This is a genomic window from Nocardia sputi, from assembly GCF_023501985.1.
Genome location: NZ_JAMFLC010000032.1, coordinates 40,832 through 62,721, shown reverse-complemented (window position 1 = coordinate 62,721; position 21,890 = coordinate 40,832). Strand labels below are relative to the sequence as shown.

The following is a 21,890-nucleotide window of genomic DNA, read 5'->3' as shown; positions in this document are numbered from 1 at the left end:
GTCGGTGCTCGCCGGCCGAGCAGGACAACGATGCGCGCGGCCCGGCACGAGCACTGGGGATCCCCACTGGAGATCGCCGACGTCCCACGGCCGGAGCCTGCCGCCGGGGAAGTCCGCATCGCGGTGCGGGCGACCAGCGTAAATCCGATCGACATGCACACCGGCCGTAACGCCGGTTACGAGCAGTCCATGCGGCTGCCCTGCATCCCCGGATGGGACGTCGCCGGTGTGGTGGATGCGGTGGGCTACGGAGTAACCCGCCATGCCGTTGGCGACCGCCTCTACGGACTGGCCTGGTTTCCCTATCCCGCGGGCACGTACGCCGAATACATGACCGTTCCCGCGTATCACTTGGTGCCGATGCCGAGGTCGGCGTCCTTCGTGGAGGCGGCGTGCTTGCCGATGGCCGCGCTGACGGCGTGGCAGATGCTCGACGCTGTCGGGGCACGTGCCGGTCGGCACGTTCTGGTCGGTGGAGCTTCCGGCGGCGTGGGTCACGTCGCGGTGCAATTGGCCCTCGCGCGCGGCGCCACGGTCACCGCCCTGGCGAGCCCCGATCACCACGCCACACTGCACGAATTGGGCGCGCACACCTGCGTGGACTACACCGATCGGGATGCTGTCACGGCGATCGGGAAGGTCGACGCTGTGCTGGATCTGGTGGGACACGATTTCGGCGCCTCGCTGTTCGATCGCGTGACGACCGGCGGCGCGATCGCCTTGGCGACCGCATGGTCGATCAAGGGATACAAAGCCGTTGCGGCGCAGCGGGGTATCCGCGCGGCCTCATGCTTGGTGGAACCCGACCCCGCGGCACTCGCGGGGATCGCGGAGCTGGTCGATTCGGGCGCGGTTCGCGTCGTGGTCGGCGCCGAGTTCGACCTCTCCCACGCTGCCGATGCCCAGCGATGGGTCCAGGATCGCCGCGGCTTCGGCAAGGCCGCGATCGTGGTGAACACGCAGGAGCGTGCGTGAGCGAGAAGCCCAAGCAGCTACGCGGTATCGCGGTGCGCGACAAGCTCGTCGGCATCGCGACCGAACTCTTCTACGACCACGGTGTACGCGCCATCGGTGTCGATGAGGTCGTGCGACGGGCGGGGATGGCGAAGGCGAGCCTGTATCGATGGTTCCCCACCAAGGACGACCTTGTCCTCGCTGTGCTGCAGCGGCGCGACGACAACTTCTGGGCCAAGTGGGACGCGACCGCGGCGCGCTACGCCGACGCGCGGTCCGAACTCGATGCCCAGCTCGCCTGGATCCAGGAACTGGCGACGCGTGAGGGCTATCGCGGCTGCGCTTTCGTCAACACAGCCGCGGAATTCAGCAGTGAGCAATCGGAGCGAATTCGGCAGCGTTGCGCCGAGCACGAACACGAACTCGCGCGACGGCTACGCGCACTGACGGCACGACTCGACGTCACCGATGACGACCGACTTGCCGATCAGCTCCACCTCGCCATCGTCGGCGCCTTCGCGGTCGGCGGGATTTACCCGACAGGTGGTCCGGCCGTCCGGCTCGAGGCATTGGCCGAGGATCTGATATCGCGAGCGCGAGCGGGACGTTGACTCGTCGAGTCGCCCGGCCTGCCGCCGTCCCACCCATGATCAGGTCGAACAAGCGACGGCGTTCCTGGTGATCGACGACCTCGACCTGGTCGACATCAGCGGCTATGCCCCTCGTCGTAATGCCGACGCGGGCCGGCATGGCGGCTGCGGTTCCGTGTGAGAATCAGCGTGAGATCGGCCGGTCTCCTCTGAGAGCGGCCGGACCTGCGGTGTCGCCGATTCCGCAGCAGAGCGATACACAGGTAGTTCGATGCCCGACACACATGCCGAGTTCACCCGCAGACAGTCCTGGGAGCGGATGGCCGGCATCCCCATGATGGCGCTGGCCCTTGTATTCCTCGGCGTCTACGCCTGGCAGGTGCTCGATACCGGGGCCTCACCTCGTCTGGACGCCTGGCTCACCCGGGTGGACGTGGCGATCTGGGCGGCGTTCGCGCTCGATTTCGCGGTGCGGTTGTGGCTGTCCGGGAACCGGTCGCGGTTCCTGCGCACCCACCCGGTCGACTTGTTGATCGTGGTGCTGCCGCCGCTTCGCCCGCTGCGGCTGCTGCGGGCCGCCATGCTCGTGATCGGCACGTTGAACCGGAACACGACGACCAGAGCCAGGCTCGCGGTGTTCGTCGGGGCCAGTTCGATACTCCTGCTGCTGCTGTGCAGCCTGGCCTTCTTCGACGCCGAGTACGGGGCGACCGACAGCAAGATCCACGATTTCGGTGACGCGCTGTGGTGGTCGATGGTGTCGGTGACCACCGTCGGCTACGGCGATGTGTATCCGGTGACCACCGAAGGCCGTTTGATCTCGTTGATCCTGATGACCTTGGGTATCGGCCTGATCAGTTTCGCGATCGGCACCACCACCAGCTGGGTGATGGATCAGCTGAAGAGTGTCGAGGCGAATGTGGAGAATACCGACCGGGAGATCACCGAACTCATCGCCGAGATCAAAGCCCTGCGCGCAGAAGTGGCCGCGCTGCGCTCCACTGCGATTGCGCCGGCTGCCGTGCCGACCGAATGAGCGTAGGGCTCACCGTTCTTGCCCGCGGGTGCCTCATCCCGACCCGCTTCGGAGTGCCCGACGACATCGATGCCGAGGATCCAGCGACGGGCCTGATCGCTTGCGGCGCAGGCTCACTATCGAAACGAGCGTACGTACCCCCGCCATCCGATGACCGGAGCATTCGACATATCGGACGGCGCGGCCCGGCAGGGCGCGCCGAGGTCTAGACGATCGTGGCAGCGATGAGCAGGTTCCAGATCTCGCCCTGATCGACGACCTCGACGCCGAGCTTCCGCGCCTTGGCCAGCTTGCTGTCACCGACTCCCGCACCGGTGATGAGAAGGTCGGTATTCGCCGAGACCGAGGACGCTGCCGTCGCGCCCGCTTTCTCGCACAGGCGTTGGAATGTCGGGCGGGCGACCTTTTCGCCCGAGCGCGGGTCGCTGATCGCGCCGGTGATCACCACCGTTTTTCCTTCCAGTGGCGCGCCGGCCGCGATGACCGGGGGAAGGTCTTCCTCGCGCACGTCCAGGCAGACGCCCGCCGCTCGCAGGCGTTCCAGTTCCGGACGCAGGCGAGTGAGGTGCGTGACCAGGGAGGCGGCGACCTTCGGTCCGATGTCCTCCACCGCCAGGAGCCGTTCCTCGCCCGCGTCGGCGACCTCCTCGAGGGAGCCGAATCCCGCTCGGGCCAGTCGAGCGGCGGTGCCGTCGGAGGCCATCGGGATCGCCAGGCCGATCAGCGCGCGGCGCAGGCCTACTCGGCGGCTGGCATCGATCGAGTCGATCATGCGCGCGGCCGAGACCTCGCCGATGCGGTCGAACTCGAGCAGGCGCTCCTTCGTCAGTGTGTAGAAGTCCGACGGGCGCTCCAGGATGCCGGCCTCGGCCAGGCGTTCGATCCACACCTGCCCGATGGCGTCGATGTCGGCCGCCGCCCGCGACGCCCAGTGGATCAGCCTCCGCACCGTCTGCGCGGGGCAGGAAACGTTGGTGCAGAACAGTTCTCGGCTGTTGCCCTGTTCGGTCACCGGCTGCTCACACGAGGGGCAGGCGGTGGGCGGCACGATCTCGCGCTCCTCGCCCGTGCGCTGAGAGGCGTCGAGCACGCCCGCCACGAACGGGATCACGTCGCCCGCGCGGCGCACCAGCACGGTGTCACCGACCTTGATGTCGCGGGCGCGGATCACCTCTTGGTTGGCCAGCGTCGCTTTCGTCACCGTCGTGCCGCCCACGAACACCGGCTGCAGCCACGCGACCGGGACGATCTTGCCCGTCTTGCCGACGTCCCAGACCACCTCGGACAGCAACGTGGTCTTCTCCTCGGCGGCGAACTTGAATGCCAGCGCGCCACGTGGGGAGTTCGACCGAGTCCCGGCCGCGGCGTAGGCATCTCGGTCGGCCAGCCGTAGCACCGCGCCGTCGAGGTCGTAGTCCAACTCGTTGCGACCTTGCTCGATCGCGGTGATCACGGCCTGTGCTTGTTCGGCATCGGCGCAGTGGCGCATGTCCGCGCCTGTGATCCCCAGTGCCGCCAGGCCCTCCTGCAGGTCGAGCGCGGCGGAGTCGGCCGGGGTGTCCAAGTCGAAACCGAAGAACTGCAGGCGACGCTCGGAGACTGTGGCCGGGTCCTTCGCCCGCAGTGTGCCCGCGGCGGCGTTGCGCGGATTGATCAGCGGCTTGTCGGGATGGGCGGTGTTGTAGGTGAGGAAGGTCGAGCGCAGCATCACGGCCTCGCCGCGCACCTCCACCCGCCCGGGAACGTCGATCCGTTCGGGGACGCCGTCGACCAACGCGCGGACCAGCACGGTCACGTCATCGCCGGTGGTGCCGTCACCTCGGGTCACGGCTCGCACCAGCCGCCCGTGCTCGTAGATCAGTGCGAGGGACAGGCCGTCGAGTTTGGGCATCACCACGACGGGCTGGCCGGGGAAGCGGTCGAAGAACGCCGCGACTTGTTCGGGCTTGGTCGCTTTCTCCAGTGACAGCATCGGACGCGAATGCCGGATCGGGGCGTGCAGCACTGCGGGCGCCCCGACCTGCTCCAGCGGATTCGGGTCGGGCGTGAGGTCGGGGTGCGCCTCGATCAGGCCACGCAGTTCGTCCTCGATCGCGTCGTACTCGGCGTCCGCGACCAGCGGCGAGCCCTGATAGTAAGCGTCGCGCAGTGCCACAATGCGGTCCGCGAGCACCCGGATACGTTCCCCAGCTTCCACAGCACCTGACGCTACCGACACCCACCGACACTCGGTGTCCCTACGGCCGAGTCGGCGAACTCGGCGCTGGGTTCGTACAACGAGATCGTGCCGACCCCCTGAATGTACGGCCTTGAGGCCCTGTCCCGCGTGCCGATACTGTGACGCCCGCGCGGCAAGATCATCCACTGTCTGCCGCATCGATCGGGAGGAATGACAGTACATGCGTAGCGCAGTCACGCTGGTGGTTCTGGGTCTTGTAATCGGCGCGCTGACCGGTTGCGGCAGTAGTGACGACCAGCAGACGTCGAGTCCGGGGCGGTCGAACAGTTCCTCGGGCGACACGAGCGCCTACTGTGCGGCGGGGAAGAACTTCAGCCCAACGGTCACAGCCACGAACACCTCCACCGAGCAGACGCTCGCCGCAGTTCGCGCGATCGAGGCAGCCGCCCCCGCGGAGGCCAAAGCGGGATGGACCGCCTATGCCGAGGGCTACGAAAAGTTCGTCGAGGGCAGCAAGCTGATGAAGAACCCGTCGCGCCTGGAGGAGGCCGCCAAACTGATGGAGGAATCGTCCACAACGTTGGAGAGCCCCGCAGTCCGGGCCGCGACGGACCACCTGGCGAAGACCTGCGGCTGACTCGCTGAACCGCCCACCCGGAGCCGGGTCACGATCAGCGACGATCTTGTGATTCGGCCGAGGAGCGGACCGCAGTTTGCTGGGTCACGGTGAGGGTAGGCCGGGAGGGAATCGGTTCGGTGTAGGAGGAGGCAGTGGTGGGACACGCGTTTCCAATCGTGCACGACGTGACGGCGGTATCTCGGTTATGACCGCCAACCGTCGTCCGTTGGGAGGATATGTCGTCACGATGGTGGCTTACGCGACCGTGGTGTTGGCGGTCGTGCTGCTGGGGAGCGCGACGGGCCGCAAACTCCCGCGCGCGATGAGCGTCGGCGATCTGGTGGTGACCGCGTTCGCCGCCCACAAGCTGTCGCGTCTGGGGACCAAGGCCGCGATCACGGCGCCGGTGCGTGCCCTGTTCACGCAGCCGGTCCCGCACGACGGCGGGCCCGGAGAAGTGGCCGAGGAGCCGAAAGGGACCGAGGGGATCAAGCACAGCATCGGTGAGTTGCTGAGCTGCCCGTTCTGCTTCGACGTGTGGGCGATCACCGGCTTGACCATCGGCCACGTCTTCGCGCCGCGGGCGACGCGAGTGCTGGCAGACGCCGCGGCGGCTTTGGCCGGCGCCGATTTCCTGCACCTGGCGTACGCCACTGCTCAGCAGATCGCCCAGGGAGAATTTTCGGCGGGCCGATGATGAAGCGGTGGCTCGCCGCGACCTTCGTGACCGAAAGTGTGCGGTGTGATCATGGAGTGAGTTGCCGGGGTTGAGTCCAGCGGGCGAGCAGGACGGTGGCGTCGTCCTGGAGTTCTCCGTTCTGATGGCTCAACACTGCTTTGATGAGCCGGCGAGCGGTCTCCGGAGGTGGGTAACCGGCGGCGGCTTCGCGGCGGAGGAAGTCGAACAGCCGCGCCTCACCGAAGAATTCGCCGGTGTGGTCGCGGGCTTCGGTGATGCCATCGGTGTAGAGGACCAGCCAGTCCGCCGGTTGCAGGACCTCTTCGCCGACGCGCAGGTCTCCCAGACCCAACCCGAGCGGACAGCAGTGGCCGGCATGCAGGGGTTTGACGACCTTCCCCTCGCGCATCAGCAGTGGGTCGGGGTGGCCGGCGTTGATATAGCGGAGGCGGCCGCTTCGCAAGTCGAGTTCGGTCAGGACGGCGGTGGCGAACACCGTGCTGCCGAACTGGTCCGGTGGGGCGAGGTCGGTGCCCTTCAACAGCTGTAACAGGGCGGACAATGCCGCGTTGGGCGCTTCGCCGTCGCGGATCGGTCGGCTGAAGGTGGCGTGCTTCGACCAGGTCAATTCATCGAGTCGTTCGTTGGCCGCTTGGGCAAGGATGTCGCGCTCGAACGGTGGCAGCTCGCCGGTCGAATGCGCGTAGGCGTCGATGTCGAGGTAGCCCGCCACGCCACCCAGGCCGAAGTAACGCAGCCACAGCTGCTCGAGCGAGAGCTCAGCGCCCTTCAACGCGAGGAACAGGCTGCGCTGCTGCTCCCGGCCGCGGTCGGCGGCGAAGTCGTCACTCATCGCGCCCAGCCTGGGGCGCCGGCGGCATCGTCACCACGTCTCTCCGGACAGCACATGGAGGTCACCGGCGTAGCCGCACCGTGGACCGGGCGAGCTGTTCGGCGATCCGTCGCACGGTGAGGTGCTGTTGCTGAGCGGCGCTGACCAATGCGAGGAAGGCGGTCCGCTCATCGACCCCGTCGCGAGCCATCACGATGCCCTTGGCCAAGGTGATCGCCTCACGCGCACGTAAGGTGTCGGCGATCTGCGCGCTGAGGCGCTCGGCGTTCTCGGCGGCCCGCGAGTTGGCGAGCAGCATGGCCGCCTGCGTGGCGAACATGCTCAACAGGTGCTCCTCACGCCGCCCGTAGGCGCCGGGGTGCCCGGCGTAGACCTTCAGCACACCGAACGATCGCTTCCCCGCTACCAGCGGTGCGCTCAGCGACGAACCCAGCCCCAGCTCGACCACCTTCTTCGACCAGGCCGACCAGCGATCGTCGGCGCCGAGGTCGTCGACACGCACCACGACGCGGTCGGACCAAGCGGTCAAGCACGGGCCCAAACCCAGCTGGTACTGCAACTCATCGGCGCGCTCGACAACTTCGTCGGTAGCCGCCGCGGTCACCCGGTCGCCCGTAGGGTCCGACCGGGTGATCCCGGCTCCCAGCGTGCCGGGCACGACCTCAGCGGCCAGCGAGCTGATCAAGGTCAGCGCCGTATTCACCGTCTCCGCCGACAAGAACAAGCCCGACATACGCGCGAACACCGCCCCGAGCTGCTCCAGCACCATGCGGTCTTCCGCGAGAACCTCCGCAGGCCGCGCCTCTGGGGACATAGCGCTCACCTCTCCTCCGGCTGCACGCCCGCTTCCGCCCGTTCCGGCGGTACCCACGCTGCCCCCGTTCAAGCCCACCATCGAGGTCGCGTTCCGCGACCTCGGCTCCGCCCACCGGATCGCGCAGCCGATCGGCTCACGCCCTGCAATCCGTCGACCCATCGCACTCTCCCGAGGACGCCACTCCGCTGCGACATGGCGTCGCTGAACAGACACCGGCACGCGGGAAGCCCTGACATCACGCTCGGCGGCGGCTCGCCGCGCACCTGCGGTTCGACCGCTCTCTACAGCTGGTGGGTACGCAGTCGATACCGGCGCTCGGCGTACGCCAGGTCGTCACGCCACAGCCGGGTCGCGGCGCGAGTCATCAGCGGGCGCAACACCGGCAGTGCCCGACGCGCGTGCCGGAATCCCGGCCGCTGCGAGTTCGCGATCACTGCCTCGATCACCGCGGTGCGCGGACGGCCGTCGGAGCCGGGACCCAGTGGTGTCGCGTGGGTTTCGATCACGCTTCCCGTTCCCTCACCGGAGACGATGCGCATGACGATGGTGCGCGGATCCGGACACGTGAACTCGGCTTCGACCGGCACGCCGAGCCGGCGGGTCACGCGGAAGGTCACGGTGAGCAGGAACCGATGATTCTCCTCGGTGATGTCGTGCCGTGGCGGGGCCTGCGCCACTTCCAGGCGGGTGAACGAGTACGGATGCAACCAGGAGCCGTGCCAGGGGTCGAGCCGGTTGGCGATGATGTCGCGAGGCTCGCATACGCCGGTCACGCTCGTCACCGCGTGCACGGTGGTATCGGCAGGGCGGGAGCCGATGATCGGTGCGTCGGTCGGTGGCTGCTCTCCGATCGTGTCCAGCCGCACCCAGACCAGCACGCCATCGTCGTAACTGGGGTACGCACGCCATCGAGCGCGCCCGGTCGCTTCTACCCGTAGACCGTGCCAACGGCAGATCAGTGCGGCGTCGTCGACCTGCGCCTCGGCAAGCGGAGCTCCCAGGTGCGGGCACGCTCCCGGACCGACATGCAGACTGTTCCGCTCGTCTCGCCAGGCGACGAGTTCTACCCCGCCGATGCTCGTGCCGAACGGACGGTCGCGCCCGATCTCGCGACTGGCGGCGAAGGTGTACCAGTTACCTGAGGGCCGCTGTTGTGACCATCGCAGTGCGGCCGCGATCAGACCGGGGTCCGCGTCCGAGTGAGTCGGCCGCTGGCGGGACCATTCCTCAGGCGAGAAGCGCTGTAGTGGAACATTTTTCGGCCACCTGCCGAACACGGCGCGTTTGCTCACGGTGTCCCCCCGCGAGTGGCGAGGGTGCGCAGAATCGCCGATCGGCCATGGCTGGGGACCGTCTGCAAAGAGTGGCCGGTACCGCCCCACTGACGCACCAGCGTGTTCGCCGCGACCCAACCGGTGGTCGCGGCCCGTTCCATCAGCGCTACCGGCAGGTCGACGCGTATGCCGTCGCCTGCCAGGACCAACCGCGGGTGCGGAGTCGGCACACCGGGCCGCCGAGCGAAGTCGCCGGGCGCGAACCGTGGGCAGTCCTGCCGCCACAGCATGCTCTCCCCCACGACGCGGGCCTCGGCGGTCTCGGGATAGATCTCGTACAGCCGTGTCAGCAACCGGTCGCGCACCTCCTGACGTGCCCCGTCGCGCGGTATCTCGTCCGCGACGGCGTAGGCGTGCAATTCGACGACACTTCCACCGTTTCCGCGTGCCCAGTCCGCCGCTTGCTTCTCGTAGGTGTTCACCACGCTGATGTTGTCGAGCGGATCCAGATTTCCGGTGCCGAGGAAGCTCGGACGGTCGGCGCGCACCGGCTGGTTCAGCCACAGACGAAGCACGGCGAAGGATGGCGCGACGGCCATACGGGCTACCTGCGAACGCCACGGGGCATTGCCCAGCGTGGGAGACGCGGCGACGATCCGGCGCAGCCCGGTGACATCGACGGCCAGGACCACCGCGTCGGCGGCCGTCTCGGCATCGGTGTCGTCGACCACTCGGAACCCGGTCGCGTCGTCGGTCTCGATTCGGTCGACACATACACCCAGGTGGAAGCGGACCGTGCCCGGCCGCTGGGGCAGTCGCGGCGCGGTGAGGTAGTCCGCGAGCGGTGTCCACAAGCTGACGTCGAAATTGTCTTCTGCCACATCGAACAGCAGGCCTTCGCTGGAACCCAGGAAGTAGATGTGGAACATCGTCGCCAGCTCGGCGGCGGACATGTGCTGGGGAGCGACGAAGAAACTACGCGAGAAGACCTCGAACGCGAGGTGGCGGGCTGCGTCGGGAAACTTGACGCGACGCAGGAACGTTTCCGCATCCAAGTGATCGATTCGGTGGTAGATGTCCGGAACCGAGACCGCGGCCAGCGGCGCGGCAGCGCGTGGGTCCATACGAATGAGATCGCGCAGTCGAAACGTCGGGCTGCGCAGCGCGAAGGCGAGCGCATTCCAAGGCGGGGCGCTGGGCAGATGACGAAAGGTGTCGCGGCGGCCCTCGGCATCGATGAGCGGGTAGTCGTCGAGCCGGCGCAGCCTGCGTAACTGCGGATCGGTGCGGGCCAGCAGTTTCCGGAGATTGTAGTACTGCGCGAAGAAAGCGTGGAAGCCACGGTTCATCCCGACCGTGCTGCGGTCGGGAAGCTGTTCGGTCCAGGCGCCCACACGTCCACCCAGGTACCGCTCGCGTTCGATGACCTCGACGTGAAATCCCCGTTCGGCCAGCCCCGTCGCGGCCGCCAAGCCCGCGATCCCGGCACCGACCACAACGGCGCGCGGGCGCCGGCCGCCACGGCCGACGTCCATGTGCCCCGCGGCCGCGGGATAGCGCACTCGCCGGGGATCCCCGCCGCGCCGAGAAACCGGCGCACCGAGCCTCATTGCCGGACACCCCCCTGCCGCTGCCGTGCCCGCTCCCAGCCCAGTAGCACCGACGTCACCAGAACGAAACCGAACAGGAAGTCCTCCACCGGGATATCCCATGGGAATCGAAGTCCGAGAATGTGTTCCGGGTTGTACCGCACGATCGGTGCGTCGAGCCTGGTCAACCAGCCGTCGACGGGAATCTGGAACCCCAGGACGATCAGCATCGTCAGCCAGTAGCCGGGTCGCCGGAACAGCCCGGTCCGCAGCAGCGCGCACTCGACCAGACACACCCCGACGACCGCCACCACGGCGGGCAGCGTGTACCCCGGACCCACGACGCTCATCGTCGCAGCCCATTTGTCGCGCTTCTGCTGCCGCGGCGGCGGACGGTGCCGAGCAGTGTTTCGACCGCGACATAGGTCAGCAGCCCACACAGCGGGACGACAAGGAAGAACAGCAACTCCTCCAGCGGAATCGCACCGGGCAGGAACACACCGAGCAGATAGCGGGGATTGAAATCCCACACGCCGGCGGCAACCGCCACGAGGTCCCAGGCCACGAACAACATGACGGTGGGCAGCAGGGCGCCGAGCAGGAGTCGCGGCCTGCGGTAGACACCAGGACCGAGGAACTCCAGCGGAGCGGTCAGCACCAGGCAGACGACGAGAACGAGGAGATAGCGCCAATGGTCCATACCAGCACCTCACATGTGTTCGCGCGGATCGGCGGAATGCTGCGGTGATGCGGAATCGGCCGGTGTGGCGGCGGATGCGGGTGCGTGGCGCCGCGGGCCCGAGGAAACCTCCGTCAGTACGGCAGCGATCACGTCGAAGGGGGACCGCTTCGCCATTTCCGATGCCAACCGGCTTGCCGCCTGCCGGAAGGTGCCGGATTCGAAGATCTTGTCGACCGCCGTCGCGATCGCTGCGGGCCGCGGCCATGCTGTGCCGAGATCGATGCCTGCTCCGGTGTATGCCACACGGGCCGCGGTCTCCGGTTTGTCGGCGGTATCGCCCGCGACGATCAATGGCACGCCGTAGCTCAGTGCTCGGTTCACGCCACCGTAGCCACCATTGGTGATCATCACGTCGACGCGGGACAAGAGCTGTGCATAGGGAATGAACTCGGCGACATACGCGTTCGCGGGCAGCGGCCCGACGGGTGCGCGCGAGCCACCGGTGCACGCGACGACCACTACCTCGCAGCGGTGGCTCAGCGCGGATAAGGCCGGGCGGAGCAATTGCTCGAAACACCGGTTGTCCCATGTGCCCTGTGTGACATGAACGATCTTTTTCGCGCCCTCCAGGTCGGGCCACCAACTCGGCAAGTCGACATTTTCGGAGGCAGGGTTCGAAATCGGCCCGGTGAAGACAACCGAGGGCGGTAGATCGCTGCGCGGATATTCGAATCCGGGCACAGTGAACTGCAGGATTCTATCGGCGAGCAGGGGCCAGTCCAGCAGGAATACCGGTGCGGGCCCGATGTCGAGCGCACGCAGAATCGAGTTCAGCCCGGCCTGGTCACCACGAAACAAGACCTGCTGCACGAACCGGTTCATAGCCGTGTAATCACGACCCGCACGCGGCTGCCAGCCGATCCCGAACGGCGCACAGTCCGCGCTGGACAGCATCAACGGAACGACGCCGCAGACGATCACCGGCGGCCGTTTCCGCCGCGACAGCAACAGCGGAATGGCCCCGGTGAACATCACATCGACGAGAACGGCGTCGTATTCCATTCCATCCAGTTCAGTGACCAGCGCGCGGTACTGCGCCGAGATCGGGGCGAGGAAAGCCGACCGCAGTTCCGCTCGGCCGGTTCGCCACCGCCGGACCAGATCCGACGATCGGCCCCGTGGCGGCGCGGCCCGCGCCATCTCCGCGTCTCGCGGCAACACCGCGAATTCGACGTCCTGCGCTCGGGTGGATGCGCCGAACGCCTTTCCGGCGACCAAGCGCACCTGATAACCACGCCGCCGCAGGTCGGCCGCGACGGCTTGCATGGGCGCCACATGCCCGGGTATGGGACTCGCTGCCAACAGGTATCGAGCCATGCCGAGAGTCCTCGCTGATCTCTTGACGCATCGCAATGAATCGAACGTGCTCGCCGTACGAAGTCGTTTGTTCGATATCGCCGACTCCCGCACCGTGAATGCTCACGGCGGAACAATTGGAGGCCTGACGCGCATGAAAAGATCCTGTGCGCACCGAGTACGCGTCCACCCTGATTGTCTCAAATATCGGCAGTTCATCGGACTGGAACGCGCCGAAGATACACCCCGCGTTTCACTCGCGCCGAGCGGACCTCGCGGCCTGTGCTGCTTCCTTTTCCGCCGCGCCGAGCTTGCGGGTATCACGCGGCTCGGCGAAAGGCTCAACGTCCTCCGGCAAGCCCTTAGCGATGGCTTTGCCGTGATCGAGCTCGGCGTTGATCTCGGCGCCCAGCAACAGCGCGATGTTGCTCAGCCACAACCACACGAGAAAGATCACGACACCCGCCAGCGACCCGTACGTCTTGTCGTAGGAGGAGAAGTTGGCGATATAGACGGCGAACAACACCGAGACGATCAGCCAGATGAGGACTGCGACAACGCCGCCAGGGCTGATCCATTTCACCCCGCCCTGTCGGGCGTTCGGGCTGGCCCAGAACAGGATGGCCAGCAGCACCGACAGCAGGACGAACAACACCGGCCACTTCACGATGTTCCAGATCGTCACCGCGGTGTTCCCGACACCCAGGAAGTCGCCGATCTGCTGGGCGACCGGACCGCTCGCCACGACTATGGCCGTGCTGATCACCAGGAGGATCACCGCGACGATGGTGACGCCGAGCCGGATCGGCGTGGTCTTCCAGATCGGGCGCCCCTCCCCGATGCCGTACACCACGTTCGATGCGCGCATGAACGCGGCGACATAGCCCGACGCCGACCACAACGCAACGGCGAGACCGAGTATCGCCCCGAGGCCCGCGCCTTGCTTGTTGGCCTGAGCCTGGGTGATGAGTGTGTGCACGAAGTCGGCGCTCGAGCCCGGCGCGATCTGCTGCGCCTGCCTCACGAGCTCGTCGGCGGCGTTGGGCCCCAGCAGCCCGAGCAGCGACACCAGGACGATAAGGCCCGGCACGATAGCCAACACCGCGTAGTAGGTGAGTGCGGCGGCCAGGTCGGTCAGGTTGTCGCGCTGGAATTCGGAGGCCGCGCGTGTGACGACCGCGAGCAACGACGGTTTCGACAGTTCGGCCAGGCTGCTCGGCTCGTTCGAGTCGAGATCCGGCCGGGCTCCGGTATCGGTCGCCCGACCTCGCGCCTGGACGTGGTCCTGCGTACTCGCCGGATCTTCGGCGCTGCTCTCGTACCGGTTCGGTCCGCCGCGATCTGTCGCCATCTCGTTTCGCCTCGCTCGAACGCGTCTCTCGATCACACGCGGAATGCCAGTGCTCCGCGTTGAACGAGTTGTGCCCGGAGAGACGGTGCTCAAACGCCGGGGGCGCTGCCGAGGTCAGTCGGGATACTCGTGGATGGTCAGCAGGAGATGGTCCAGCTGGGTACGTAGCTGGACAGGGCCACCACCGCCCGCCGCCGCCACGGTGACCAGTTTGGTCGCCAGCACCCGCAGTTTGGTGTTGGTTTCCTGCGACCGCCACCGCAAGACCTGGAAAGCTTGCTCGGCGGTCAGCCCGTAGGCGAGCATCAGCATTCCCTTGGCCTGTTCGATCGCCGCGCGGGCCTCGACCACTTCCGGCAGCGTTTCATCGATGGCTTCGCGTCGCTGCTGGTCGACGGTGGCGGTCAGATCGATGAAATAACCGGAGGTGCCCACGACCGCACCGGTGGCGTCGAATATATGGTCGGCGACCACCAGCACGTGGCGGAGGCGGCCCGCGGTGTCGATGATGCGGTGGCGGCTGCAGAACGCACCGTGATCGCGCACCGCGATGGCCAAAGCGTCGGCCACCGCGGCGCGGTCGGCGGGGTGCTTGTGCGACAGCACCAGTTCGGTGGTCGGATGCACCTGACCAGGGACGTAGCCGTACAACTCGGCGACCTCGTCGGACCATTCCCAACGCTGATCGTCGAACCAGAACCGGAAACTGCCGACCCGGTCACGGCCCTCCGCTTCCGGCCCGGCGCTGTCCGGCCCGGCCGCGGCGTCCGGCCCACTGGCATCACTCATCTGTTCCATCATGCTCCCTGCCGCCGCCATCGAGGAGCACAATCACCGCGCCCACGGACCTGGCTCCGCGAGCAGGCCGGCGTCCCGCCGAACCGGGCGGGCTCGCGCCGACAGCGACGCCTGCATGAAGGCCCTCCCGGGTGCAGCGCCGTACGTCGCGGCGGAGCCGGAGGCGTAGGGCTGCTAGCGGTTGCTCGACGAGTCCTGGCCAGGTCCCACTTGGATGCCCACCACGCAGGTGTCGTCGTCGGTGTCGGCATCGCTACCGTCCAGCAACTCGTCGAGACGGTCGTCCAAGCTACCGGTGAGCTGTGCCGACGTGGCGAGCAGCCGTTCCACACACTCGTCGAGCAGCCGATCCCGGCGCTCGATCAGCCCGTCGGTGTAGAGCAGGAGTGTGTCGTCGGGTTCCAGTTGGAGTTCGGCTTCCTCGAACGTCGTTTCCGCCACAGCGCCGAGGAGCATCCCCTCCAGCATGGGCAGGCTGGACGCTCGGCCGTCGCGTATCAGCACCGGGGGTAGATGGCCCGCCCGTGCCCAGCGCAGCACCCGGGTGTGCGGGTCGTAGAGCCCGCAGATGGCGGTGGCGAAGATGTTGTCGGTCAGGTGGTGGGCCACCTGGTTCAGCCAGGTCAGCATCTGACCCGGTCCTGCGCCCGTGGCGGCGAGACCGCGCAGGGCGTTGCGTAGCACGACCATGCCGGTGGCCGCCTTGATGCCGTGGCCGGTGATGTCGCCGACGGACACCATGATCTGCTTGGAAGGCAGCACGACCGCGTCGTACCAGTCGCCGCCGACGGTGTGGTCCTGCTCGGCGGGTCGGTATCGCACCGCGATGCGCAGCCCGAACGCCTCGATGGACGGCTGCGCGTCCGGCATGATCGCCTGCTGGAGCTGCCGCGCCAGCAGGCTCTGTTCGGCGGCGTGCTGCTCGGTGTGCGCGAGCCGGTCGCGCGTCGCCGACAGCGCGACCTCGGTCCAGTGCTGGGCGGAGATGTCCTGATAGGCGCCGCGGATGGCGGCAAGGTGCCCCGCCTCCAGGACCGGTTCGGCGACGATCCGGATGTGCCGGGTCACGCCGTCCGGCCGGATCAGGCGGAACGCGGTGGAGGCCGAACGGCGGTAGCGCAGCAGAGTCCGCAGGAACCGCCCCACCGCATCGGCGTCGTCGGCGTGGACGTGCCCGGGCAACTGCGCGAGTGGAATCGGGGTCGCGGTCGGCGCCAGCCCGTAGAGGGCGAAAAGCTGGCTGCTCCAGGTGATCTCGCCGGTGGCCGCGTTCTCCTCGAACCCGCCGACCCGGCCCAGGCGCTGCGCGTGCTGCAACAGCGTCGCCAGCCGCGCCGTCTCGTCCTCCACCCGCCATACCACGAGCACGGTATCGCCATGGCGGCTGATGCTGAGCGCGGTCGAGACGGTCAGCGGCACCTGGTCGACCAGCTCGGTCAGCATCACTCGGTCGGAGCGATAGGTCTCGCCGGTGGCGAAGACGTGCTCGATCCGCCCGAACAGCTGCCCCTCACCCGCGGCCAGCGGGTACGCCTCGAGCAGCAGCGCGCCGTTGATCAGGCCGCGGGGACGGCCTGCCGGGTCGACGAAGCAACTGTTGACGTGGTGGATGTAGAAGTCGACGAGCGCGCCGCCGTCGTCGTGGTGGGGCAGCAGCACGAGCGCCGGGTCGAAAAGGCCGTCCGCGAGCCGTACGAGCTCCGCGACGTCGGGCTGGACCGGTGCGCGCACAGGGGCCAGGTCCGACTCCAGGGTGTGCGCGCACAACTCGGCCAGCGCCTCCAACTGCCGGTGCACCTGCGGCGGCTGCGGCTCGAGCGGCTGCGGCCAGCACACTTCGAGCACGCCGAGCAGCTTGCCCCCAGCCGCCGCCGGGATCGCCGCGCGGCCACCGTCGCGGTCACCGATCGACGGCAGGCCGGACCGGCCCAGGTCTTCGATCCACACCGCGTTGCGCTCCACCAGTGCCTGCCGGGCCGGGGTGGCCACGCCGGGCGGCACATACCGCCATCGCTCGGCTTCGTGCGGGCCGATGCCGGCGAAACCCGCCAGGGTCAGCGACGCGTCTGCTCCCGCGGACCAGATCGCCACTGCCGTGGCGCCGAGCGGCGTCACGGCGTGCTCCAGCACCGACTCCGCGACGCGTTGCGTGTCGCCGGCGGCGAGCAGCCCGCTCTCGGCGGTGCGCAACCGCACAGCCGCCGATGGCTCCTCCGGCGTGGCGGTACGCAGCAGGAATTCCCCCACCACCGCGCTGACCTTGTCCTGCGCCGCCTGGTTGACCAGGTCGGCGGCCAACTCCAGGGGAGTGATGCCCGCTTGCTCGGCGAGGGCCTCGAGCTGCCGCACCGCCTGCGCGGGCCCGCAGCGCAGCCGTTCGACCAGTACGCCCTTGGCCATCTCGATCAGCGCGCGTCCGTCGGCGGTCGCCTGAGCCTGCTGGATCTGTTGGCGCAACCGCTCCACGGTGGCCGCGAGGCGGTGGACCGTGGCTCCCGCGCCCGGGGGCGAGTTCGGTGTCGTCTCGGTCTCTGTGCCGGGGCTTTCCAGGTCGGTCATCAGACACCCAGCCAGTGCTGGATGCACGCGATCAACGCGTCCGCGTCGACCGGCTTGGTGACGTAGTCGTTGGCGCCTGCGGCGAGACTCTTCTCGCGGTCGCCCAGCATCGCCTTGGCCGTCACGGCGATGATCGGCAGGTTCTCGTACTGCGGCATCTCGCGGATCTTCGCCGTCGCGGTGTAACCGTCCATCTCGGGCATCATCACGTCCATCAGGAGCAGGTCCGTCTCCGGGTGAGCGAGCAGCTTGTCGATGCCCTCGCGCCCGTCCTCCGCGTGCAGCACGCTCATGCCATGCAGTTCGAGGATGCTGCTGAGCGCGAAAAGGTTACGGGCGTCGTCATCGATGATGAGCACCGTGCGGCCTGCGAGCTTGCCGTCGGCATGGTGCGGCGCGGCGGCCGGTGCGTCCTCGCGACGTACCAGGGGCACCATGTCGCCGGGCGCCTCGGCGGTGACGTGCAGAACGATCCGTTCCCGCAGATCGTCCAGGCTGGACAGCAACTCCAACGGCTGGCGTGTGGCGCGACGTTGCAGCACGCGTTCCTGCTCGGCGTCGAGCCTGCGGTTGTGGACGAGGACCGGCACGCCGCTCAACGCGGCGTCTCCGTCCATCGTCTCCAGGAATCGCAGCGCGGCGCCGTCGGGCATGTCCATCTCGAGCACCACGCAGTGGAACGCTTCGGCAGCCAGCGCCGCCGCCGCCTCTTCCACCCCGACCGTCGTGACGACCTGGACCGGACCGCGTGGGTCGTTGCTGTCCGCCAGTTCGGCGACGGCGCTCTGCGCGACCAGCGACAGCAGGCCTTGCGGGCGTTCCTCCACGACCAGCAATCGGCGGTGCTGCTGGGGCGTGGCGGGAGCCGGAATCTGCGCCGGGCGGCTGTCGGGCTGCTGTGCGTCGTCCTCCCGCTCACGGGGCGGCGCGTCCTGGAAGTCCGGCCGGGCGACCGGGAGATACAGCGTGAACGTGCTGCCCTGGCCGAGCGTGCTTTCGGCGCTGATGGCGCCGCCGAGCAGGTAGGCGATCTCCCGGCTGATCGACAGGCCGAGGCCGGTGCCGCCGTACTTGCGGCTGGTCGTGCCGTCGGCCTGCTGGAACGCGCCGAAGATCGACTCCAGTTGGTGTTCGGCGATGCCGATACCGGTGTCGATCACCCGGAACGCGACGGCGGGGCCGTGCTGGCGCACGGCGGCGGGCAGCTCGCTCGCCTCCGCGGGCTCGATCCGCAGCTGCACCGACCCGGTCTCGGTGAACTTCACCGCGTTGGACAGCAGATTGCGCAGCACCTGACGCAGCCGGGAGTCGTCGGTGAGCAGGTCCAACGGCAGGCCGGGCGAAGTCGTGACGCGGAAGCGCAGACTCTTCTGGGTGGTCATCGGCCGGAAGGTGGCCTCGACGTAGTCCAGCAGCTGACGCAACGACACGCGCTCGGGCGTGAGGTCCATCTTGCCCGCCTCCACCTTGGACAGATCGAGGATGTCGTTGATCAGCTGCAACAGGTCCGAGCCCGCCGAGTGGATGATGCCCGCGTACTCGACCTGCTTGGGCGTGAGGTTGCGGCTCGGGTTCTGGGCCAGCAATTGCGCGAGGATCAGCAGACTGTTCAGCGGGGTGCGCAGTTCGTGGCTCATATTGGCCAGGAACTCCGACTTGTACTTCGAGGCGAGCGCGAGCTGCTGGGCGCGGGTCTCCAGTTCCTGCCTGGCCTGCTCGATCTGGAGGTTCTTGGCTTCGATGTCGCGGTTCTGCATGGCCAGCAGAGCCGCCTTGTCCTCGAGCTCGGCGTTGGATCGCTGCAGCTCTTCCTGCTGCACCTGCAACTCCTCGGAACGGGCTTGCAGTTCGGTGGTCAGGCGCTGGGACTCGACCAGCAGCTCGTCGGTGCGGGCGTTGGCGATGATGGTGTTGACGTTGACGCCCACCGTCTCCATCAGCTGGTCGAGGAAGTCCCGGTGGATGCGGGTGAAGCGGTGCAGCGTAGCCAGCTCGATCACACCGAGGACCTGATCCTCCACCACGATCGGCAGCATCAGCAGGTTGAGCGGCGCGATCTGTCCCAGTCCGGAGGAGATGGTCACGTAGTCGCCGGGCACGTTCTCCACGGCGATCGTGCGGCGGCTGCGGGCTGCCTGGCCTACCAGGGACTGGCCGAAGGCGAACCGCGTCGGGCTGCCCGGTTCCTCCGGACTGCCGTAGGAGCTGATCAGCCGCAGCTCCGGCTGCTCGTCGCTGTCGTCGGCAAGGTAGAACGCACCGAACTGCGCGGAGACCAGCGGCGCCAGCTCGTCCATGATCAACCCGGCCACCACATGCAGGTCGCGCTGTCCCTGCATGAGACCGGAGATGCGGGCCAGGTTGGTCTTCAACCAGTCCTGATCCTGGTTGGCCATGGTGGTCTCACGCAGCGACTCCACCATCGCGTTGATGTTGTCCTTCAGCTCCGCGACCTCGCCGGAGGCCTCCACGGTGATGGAGCGGGTCAGGTCGCCCTCGGCCACGGCGCTGGTGACCGCGGCGATGGCGCGGACCTGGCGGGTCAGGTTGCCCGCCAGCCCGTTGACGTTCTCGGTCAGCCGCTTCCACGTGCCCGAGACTCCCTCGACCTCGGCCTGCCCGCCCAGCCGGCCCTCCGACCCCACCTCGCGGGCGACGCGGGTCACCTCGGCCGCGAACGCGGAAAGCTGGTCGACCATCGTGTTGATCGTGGTCTTCAACTCGAGGATCTCGCCGCGAGCGTCCACGTCGATCTTGCGGGTCAGATCGCCCTGCGCCACCGCGGTGGTGACCTGGGCGATGTTGCGGACCTGGTTGGTCAGGTTGTTCGCCATCGAGTTGACGTTGTCGGTCAGGTCCTTCCAGGTGCCCGCCACGTTCGGTACCCGCGCCTGACCGCCGAGCATGCCCTCGGTGCCGACCTCCCGGGCGACACGGGTGACCTCGTCGGCGAACGCGGACAGCGTGTCGACCATCGTGTTGATCACACCGGCGAGCGCCGCGACCTCGCCCTTCGCCTCCACGGTGATCTTCTGGCTCAGATCGCCGCGCGCCACCGCCGTGGCGACCTGAGCGATCGAGCGCACCTGGCCGGTCAGATTGGAGGCCATGACATTGACGTTGTCGGTCAGGTCCTTCCAGGTGCCCGACACACCCCGCACCGTCGCCTGGCCGCCGAGGTTGCCCTCGGTGCCGACCTCTCGGGCGACGCGGGTGACCTCGTCGGCGAAGGCCGAGAGCTGATCGACCATCGTGTTGATGGTCTCCTTGAGCTCCAAGATCTCACCGCGCGCGTCCACCCGGATCTTCTGGCTCAGGTCGCCGCGGGCGACCGCGGTCGTGACCTGCGCGATCGAACGCACCTGCGCGGTGAGGTTGTCGGCCATCACGTTGACCGACTCGGTGAGGTCCTTCCAGGTGCCGGAGACGCCCTTGACGTCCGCCTGACCGCCCAGCCGGCCCTCGGTGCCCACTTCGCGGGCGACGCGGGTGACCTCGTCGGCGAACGCCGAGAGCTGATCGACCATCGTGTTGATGGTGTTCTTCAACTCCAGGATCTCGCCCCGCGCGTCCACCCTGATCTTCTGGGACAGATCACCCTGGGCCACCGCGGTGGCGACCTGAGCGATCGAACGCACCTGCGCTGTCAGATTGCCCGCCATGAAATTGACCGAGTCGGTGAGGTCGCGCCAGGTACCGGAGACGCCCTTGACATCCGCCTGACCACCGAGGATGCCCTCCGTGCCCACCTCGCGCGACACCCGGGTGACCTCGTCGGCGAAGGACGACAGCTGGTCGACCATCGTGTTGATGGTGTTTTTCAACTCCAGGATCTCGCCGCGGGCGCTCACCGTGATCTTCTGGCTCAAATCGCCCCGGGCCACCGCGGTCGTCACCTGGGCGATGTTGCGGACCTGGTCGGTCAGGTTGCCCGCCATGAAGTTCACCGAGGCGGTGAGATCGCGCCACACGCCGCCGACGCCGGGCACCTCCGCCTGACCGCCCAGCCGGCCCTCCGAACCCACTTCGCGCGCCACGCGGGTGACCTCGTCCGCGAACGCGGACAGTTGGTCCACCATCGTGTTGACGGTGTCCTTCAACTCCAGGATCTCACCGCGCGCGTCCACGTCGATCTTCTGGGAGAGGTCGCCGCGCGCCACGGCCGTCGCGACCTGGGCGATGTCGCGCACCTGGCTGGTCAGGTTGCCCGCCATCGCGTTCACCGAGTCGGTGAGGTCCTTCCAGGTGCCGGACACGCCGGGCACCTCGGCTTGACCACCCAGCCGCCCGTCCGTACCGACCTCGCGCGCGACGCGGGTGACCTCGGAGGTGAACAGCGACAGCTGGTCCACCATGCCGTTGAACACCGTCGCGATCTCACCGAGCAGCCCGTCGGCGTCCGTCGGTAGCCGGGTGCCGAAATCACCGTCGCGCACCGCCGTCAACCCGGCCAGCAGTTGGCGCAACTCGACCTGGCCCGCGGCCGTCACTGTCTGCTCGGTTCCGATGCGGGCAGCTGCCGCCGTATCCGTCATGCTCATCCTCGTTCTGCCC

At 67.9% G+C, this 21,890-nt stretch carries 17 protein-coding genes; 5 read left to right on the top strand and 12 right to left on the bottom strand.

The annotated features are described in order from the left end of the window. The first annotated feature begins 30 nt into the window (after positions 1–30). The 3 genes from M8859_RS32800 (at position 31) to M8859_RS32790 (ending at position 2,580) form a co-directional block, all read left to right on the top strand. The gene (locus M8859_RS32800) at positions 31–975 is read left to right on the top strand and encodes an NADP-dependent oxidoreductase (protein ID WP_236565224.1); all 945 of its coding nucleotides are present in this window, start codon (positions 31–33) and stop codon (positions 973–975) included. Then, positions 972–1,565 (top strand): TetR/AcrR family transcriptional regulator, encoded by a 594-nt coding sequence (locus M8859_RS32795; protein ID WP_159919168.1) that lies wholly within the window; start codon positions 972–974, stop codon positions 1,563–1,565. The genes M8859_RS32800 and M8859_RS32795 overlap by 4 nt, the downstream gene beginning before the upstream one ends. 250 nt (positions 1,566–1,815) lie before the next feature. Then, positions 1,816–2,580 (top strand): potassium channel family protein, encoded by a 765-nt coding sequence (locus M8859_RS32790; RefSeq protein ID WP_159919170.1) that lies wholly within the window; start codon positions 1,816–1,818, stop codon positions 2,578–2,580. A 205-nt stretch (positions 2,581–2,785) separates the two neighbouring features. Here the strand turns inward: M8859_RS32790 and ligA are convergent, their stop codons facing one another. Then, entirely contained in the window at positions 2,786–4,777 is a 1,992-nt protein-coding gene (gene ligA, locus M8859_RS32785; protein WP_249645420.1) for an NAD-dependent DNA ligase LigA, read from the bottom strand. Positions 4,778–4,979: 202 nt separating this feature from the next. Here ligA and M8859_RS32780 point away from each other — a divergent pair, with 202 nt between their 5' ends. Next, on the top strand, positions 4,980–5,396 hold the full coding sequence (locus M8859_RS32780; RefSeq protein ID WP_159919174.1) for a hypothetical protein: 417 nt from the start codon (positions 4,980–4,982) through the stop codon (positions 5,394–5,396). Positions 5,397–5,625: 229 nt separating this feature from the next. Further along, on the top strand, positions 5,626–6,075 hold the full coding sequence (locus M8859_RS32775) for a DUF1360 domain-containing protein (RefSeq protein ID WP_249645419.1): 450 nt from the start codon (positions 5,626–5,628) through the stop codon (positions 6,073–6,075). A 49-nt stretch (positions 6,076–6,124) separates the two neighbouring features. Here the strand turns inward: M8859_RS32775 and M8859_RS32770 are convergent, their stop codons facing one another. The 11 genes from M8859_RS32770 to M8859_RS32720 form a co-directional block, all read right to left on the bottom strand. Next, a complete protein-coding gene (locus M8859_RS32770) occupies positions 6,125–6,910 on the bottom strand; it encodes a PP2C family protein-serine/threonine phosphatase (protein WP_249645418.1) in 786 nt (261 codons plus the stop codon). A 61-nt stretch (positions 6,911–6,971) separates the two neighbouring features. Then, the gene (locus M8859_RS32765; RefSeq protein ID WP_159919180.1) at positions 6,972–7,724 is read right to left on the bottom strand and encodes a GAF and ANTAR domain-containing protein; all 753 of its coding nucleotides are present in this window, start codon (positions 7,722–7,724) and stop codon (positions 6,972–6,974) included. A 284-nt stretch (positions 7,725–8,008) separates the two neighbouring features. Beyond that, positions 8,009–9,019, bottom strand: coding sequence for a Rieske (2Fe-2S) protein (locus tag M8859_RS32760; RefSeq protein ID WP_201295120.1), 1,011 nt, complete (start codon positions 9,017–9,019; stop codon positions 8,009–8,011). Next, positions 9,016–10,611 (bottom strand): FAD-dependent oxidoreductase, encoded by a 1,596-nt coding sequence (locus tag M8859_RS32755; RefSeq protein ID WP_195071748.1) that lies wholly within the window; start codon positions 10,609–10,611, stop codon positions 9,016–9,018. The genes M8859_RS32760 and M8859_RS32755 overlap by 4 nt, the downstream gene beginning before the upstream one ends. Beyond that, entirely contained in the window at positions 10,608–10,940 is a 333-nt protein-coding gene (locus M8859_RS32750; RefSeq protein WP_159919182.1) for a lycopene cyclase domain-containing protein, read from the bottom strand. Before M8859_RS32750 ends, M8859_RS32755 begins: the two co-directional genes overlap by 4 nt. Further along, complete coding sequence (locus M8859_RS32745; protein WP_249645417.1) at positions 10,937–11,290, bottom strand: lycopene cyclase domain-containing protein; 354 nt, start codon at positions 11,288–11,290, stop codon at positions 10,937–10,939. Before M8859_RS32745 ends, M8859_RS32750 begins: the two co-directional genes overlap by 4 nt. 9 nt (positions 11,291–11,299) lie before the next feature. After that, positions 11,300–12,649, bottom strand: a complete 1,350-nt coding sequence (locus M8859_RS32740; protein WP_249645416.1) for a glycosyltransferase — start codon at positions 12,647–12,649, stop codon at positions 11,300–11,302. Positions 12,650–12,881: 232 nt separating this feature from the next. Beyond that, the gene (locus tag M8859_RS32735; protein WP_249645415.1) at positions 12,882–13,979 is read right to left on the bottom strand and encodes a YihY/virulence factor BrkB family protein; all 1,098 of its coding nucleotides are present in this window, start codon (positions 13,977–13,979) and stop codon (positions 12,882–12,884) included. A 114-nt stretch (positions 13,980–14,093) separates the two neighbouring features. Beyond that, the gene (locus tag M8859_RS32730; RefSeq protein ID WP_159919190.1) at positions 14,094–14,768 is read right to left on the bottom strand and encodes a PAS and ANTAR domain-containing protein; all 675 of its coding nucleotides are present in this window, start codon (positions 14,766–14,768) and stop codon (positions 14,094–14,096) included. A 183-nt stretch (positions 14,769–14,951) separates the two neighbouring features. Next, a complete protein-coding gene (locus tag M8859_RS32725; protein WP_249645414.1) occupies positions 14,952–17,336 on the bottom strand; it encodes a SpoIIE family protein phosphatase in 2,385 nt (794 codons plus the stop codon). Next, positions 17,336–21,871 (bottom strand): HAMP domain-containing hybrid sensor histidine kinase/response regulator, encoded by a 4,536-nt coding sequence (locus tag M8859_RS32720; protein WP_249645413.1) that lies wholly within the window; start codon positions 21,869–21,871, stop codon positions 17,336–17,338. Before M8859_RS32720 ends, M8859_RS32725 begins: the two co-directional genes overlap by 1 nt. Positions 21,872–21,890 lie beyond the last annotated feature (19 nt).

Excerpts from the sequence above, each read along its gene's own strand:
- M8859_RS32800 (WP_236565224.1), top strand. The coding sequence starts at position 31 with ATGCGCGCGGCCCGGCACGAGCACTGGGGATCCCCACTGGAGATCGCC.
- M8859_RS32790 (WP_159919170.1), top strand. The coding sequence starts at position 1,816 with ATGCCCGACACACATGCCGAGTTCACCCGCAGACAGTCCTGGGAGCGG.
- M8859_RS32780 (WP_159919174.1), top strand. The coding sequence starts at position 4,980 with ATGCGTAGCGCAGTCACGCTGGTGGTTCTGGGTCTTGTAATCGGCGCG.
- M8859_RS32775 (WP_249645419.1), top strand. The coding sequence starts at position 5,626 with ATGGTGGCTTACGCGACCGTGGTGTTGGCGGTCGTGCTGCTGGGGAGC.
- M8859_RS32770 (WP_249645418.1), bottom strand. The coding sequence starts at position 6,910 with ATGAGTGACGACTTCGCCGCCGACCGCGGCCGGGAGCAGCAGCGCAGC.
- M8859_RS32765 (WP_159919180.1), bottom strand. The coding sequence starts at position 7,724 with ATGTCCCCAGAGGCGCGGCCTGCGGAGGTTCTCGCGGAAGACCGCATG.
- M8859_RS32755 (WP_195071748.1), bottom strand. The coding sequence starts at position 10,611 with ATGAGGCTCGGTGCGCCGGTTTCTCGGCGCGGCGGGGATCCCCGGCGA.
- M8859_RS32750 (WP_159919182.1), bottom strand. The coding sequence starts at position 10,940 with ATGAGCGTCGTGGGTCCGGGGTACACGCTGCCCGCCGTGGTGGCGGTC.
- M8859_RS32745 (WP_249645417.1), bottom strand. The coding sequence starts at position 11,290 with ATGGACCATTGGCGCTATCTCCTCGTTCTCGTCGTCTGCCTGGTGCTG.
- M8859_RS32740 (WP_249645416.1), bottom strand. The coding sequence starts at position 12,649 with ATGGCTCGATACCTGTTGGCAGCGAGTCCCATACCCGGGCATGTGGCG.
- M8859_RS32735 (WP_249645415.1), bottom strand. The coding sequence starts at position 13,979 with ATGGCGACAGATCGCGGCGGACCGAACCGGTACGAGAGCAGCGCCGAA.
- M8859_RS32730 (WP_159919190.1), bottom strand. The coding sequence starts at position 14,768 with ATGAGTGATGCCAGTGGGCCGGACGCCGCGGCCGGGCCGGACAGCGCC.
- M8859_RS32725 (WP_249645414.1), bottom strand. The coding sequence starts at position 17,336 with ATGACCGACCTGGAAAGCCCCGGCACAGAGACCGAGACGACACCGAAC.
- M8859_RS32720 (WP_249645413.1), bottom strand. The coding sequence starts at position 21,871 with ATGACGGATACGGCGGCAGCTGCCCGCATCGGAACCGAGCAGACAGTG.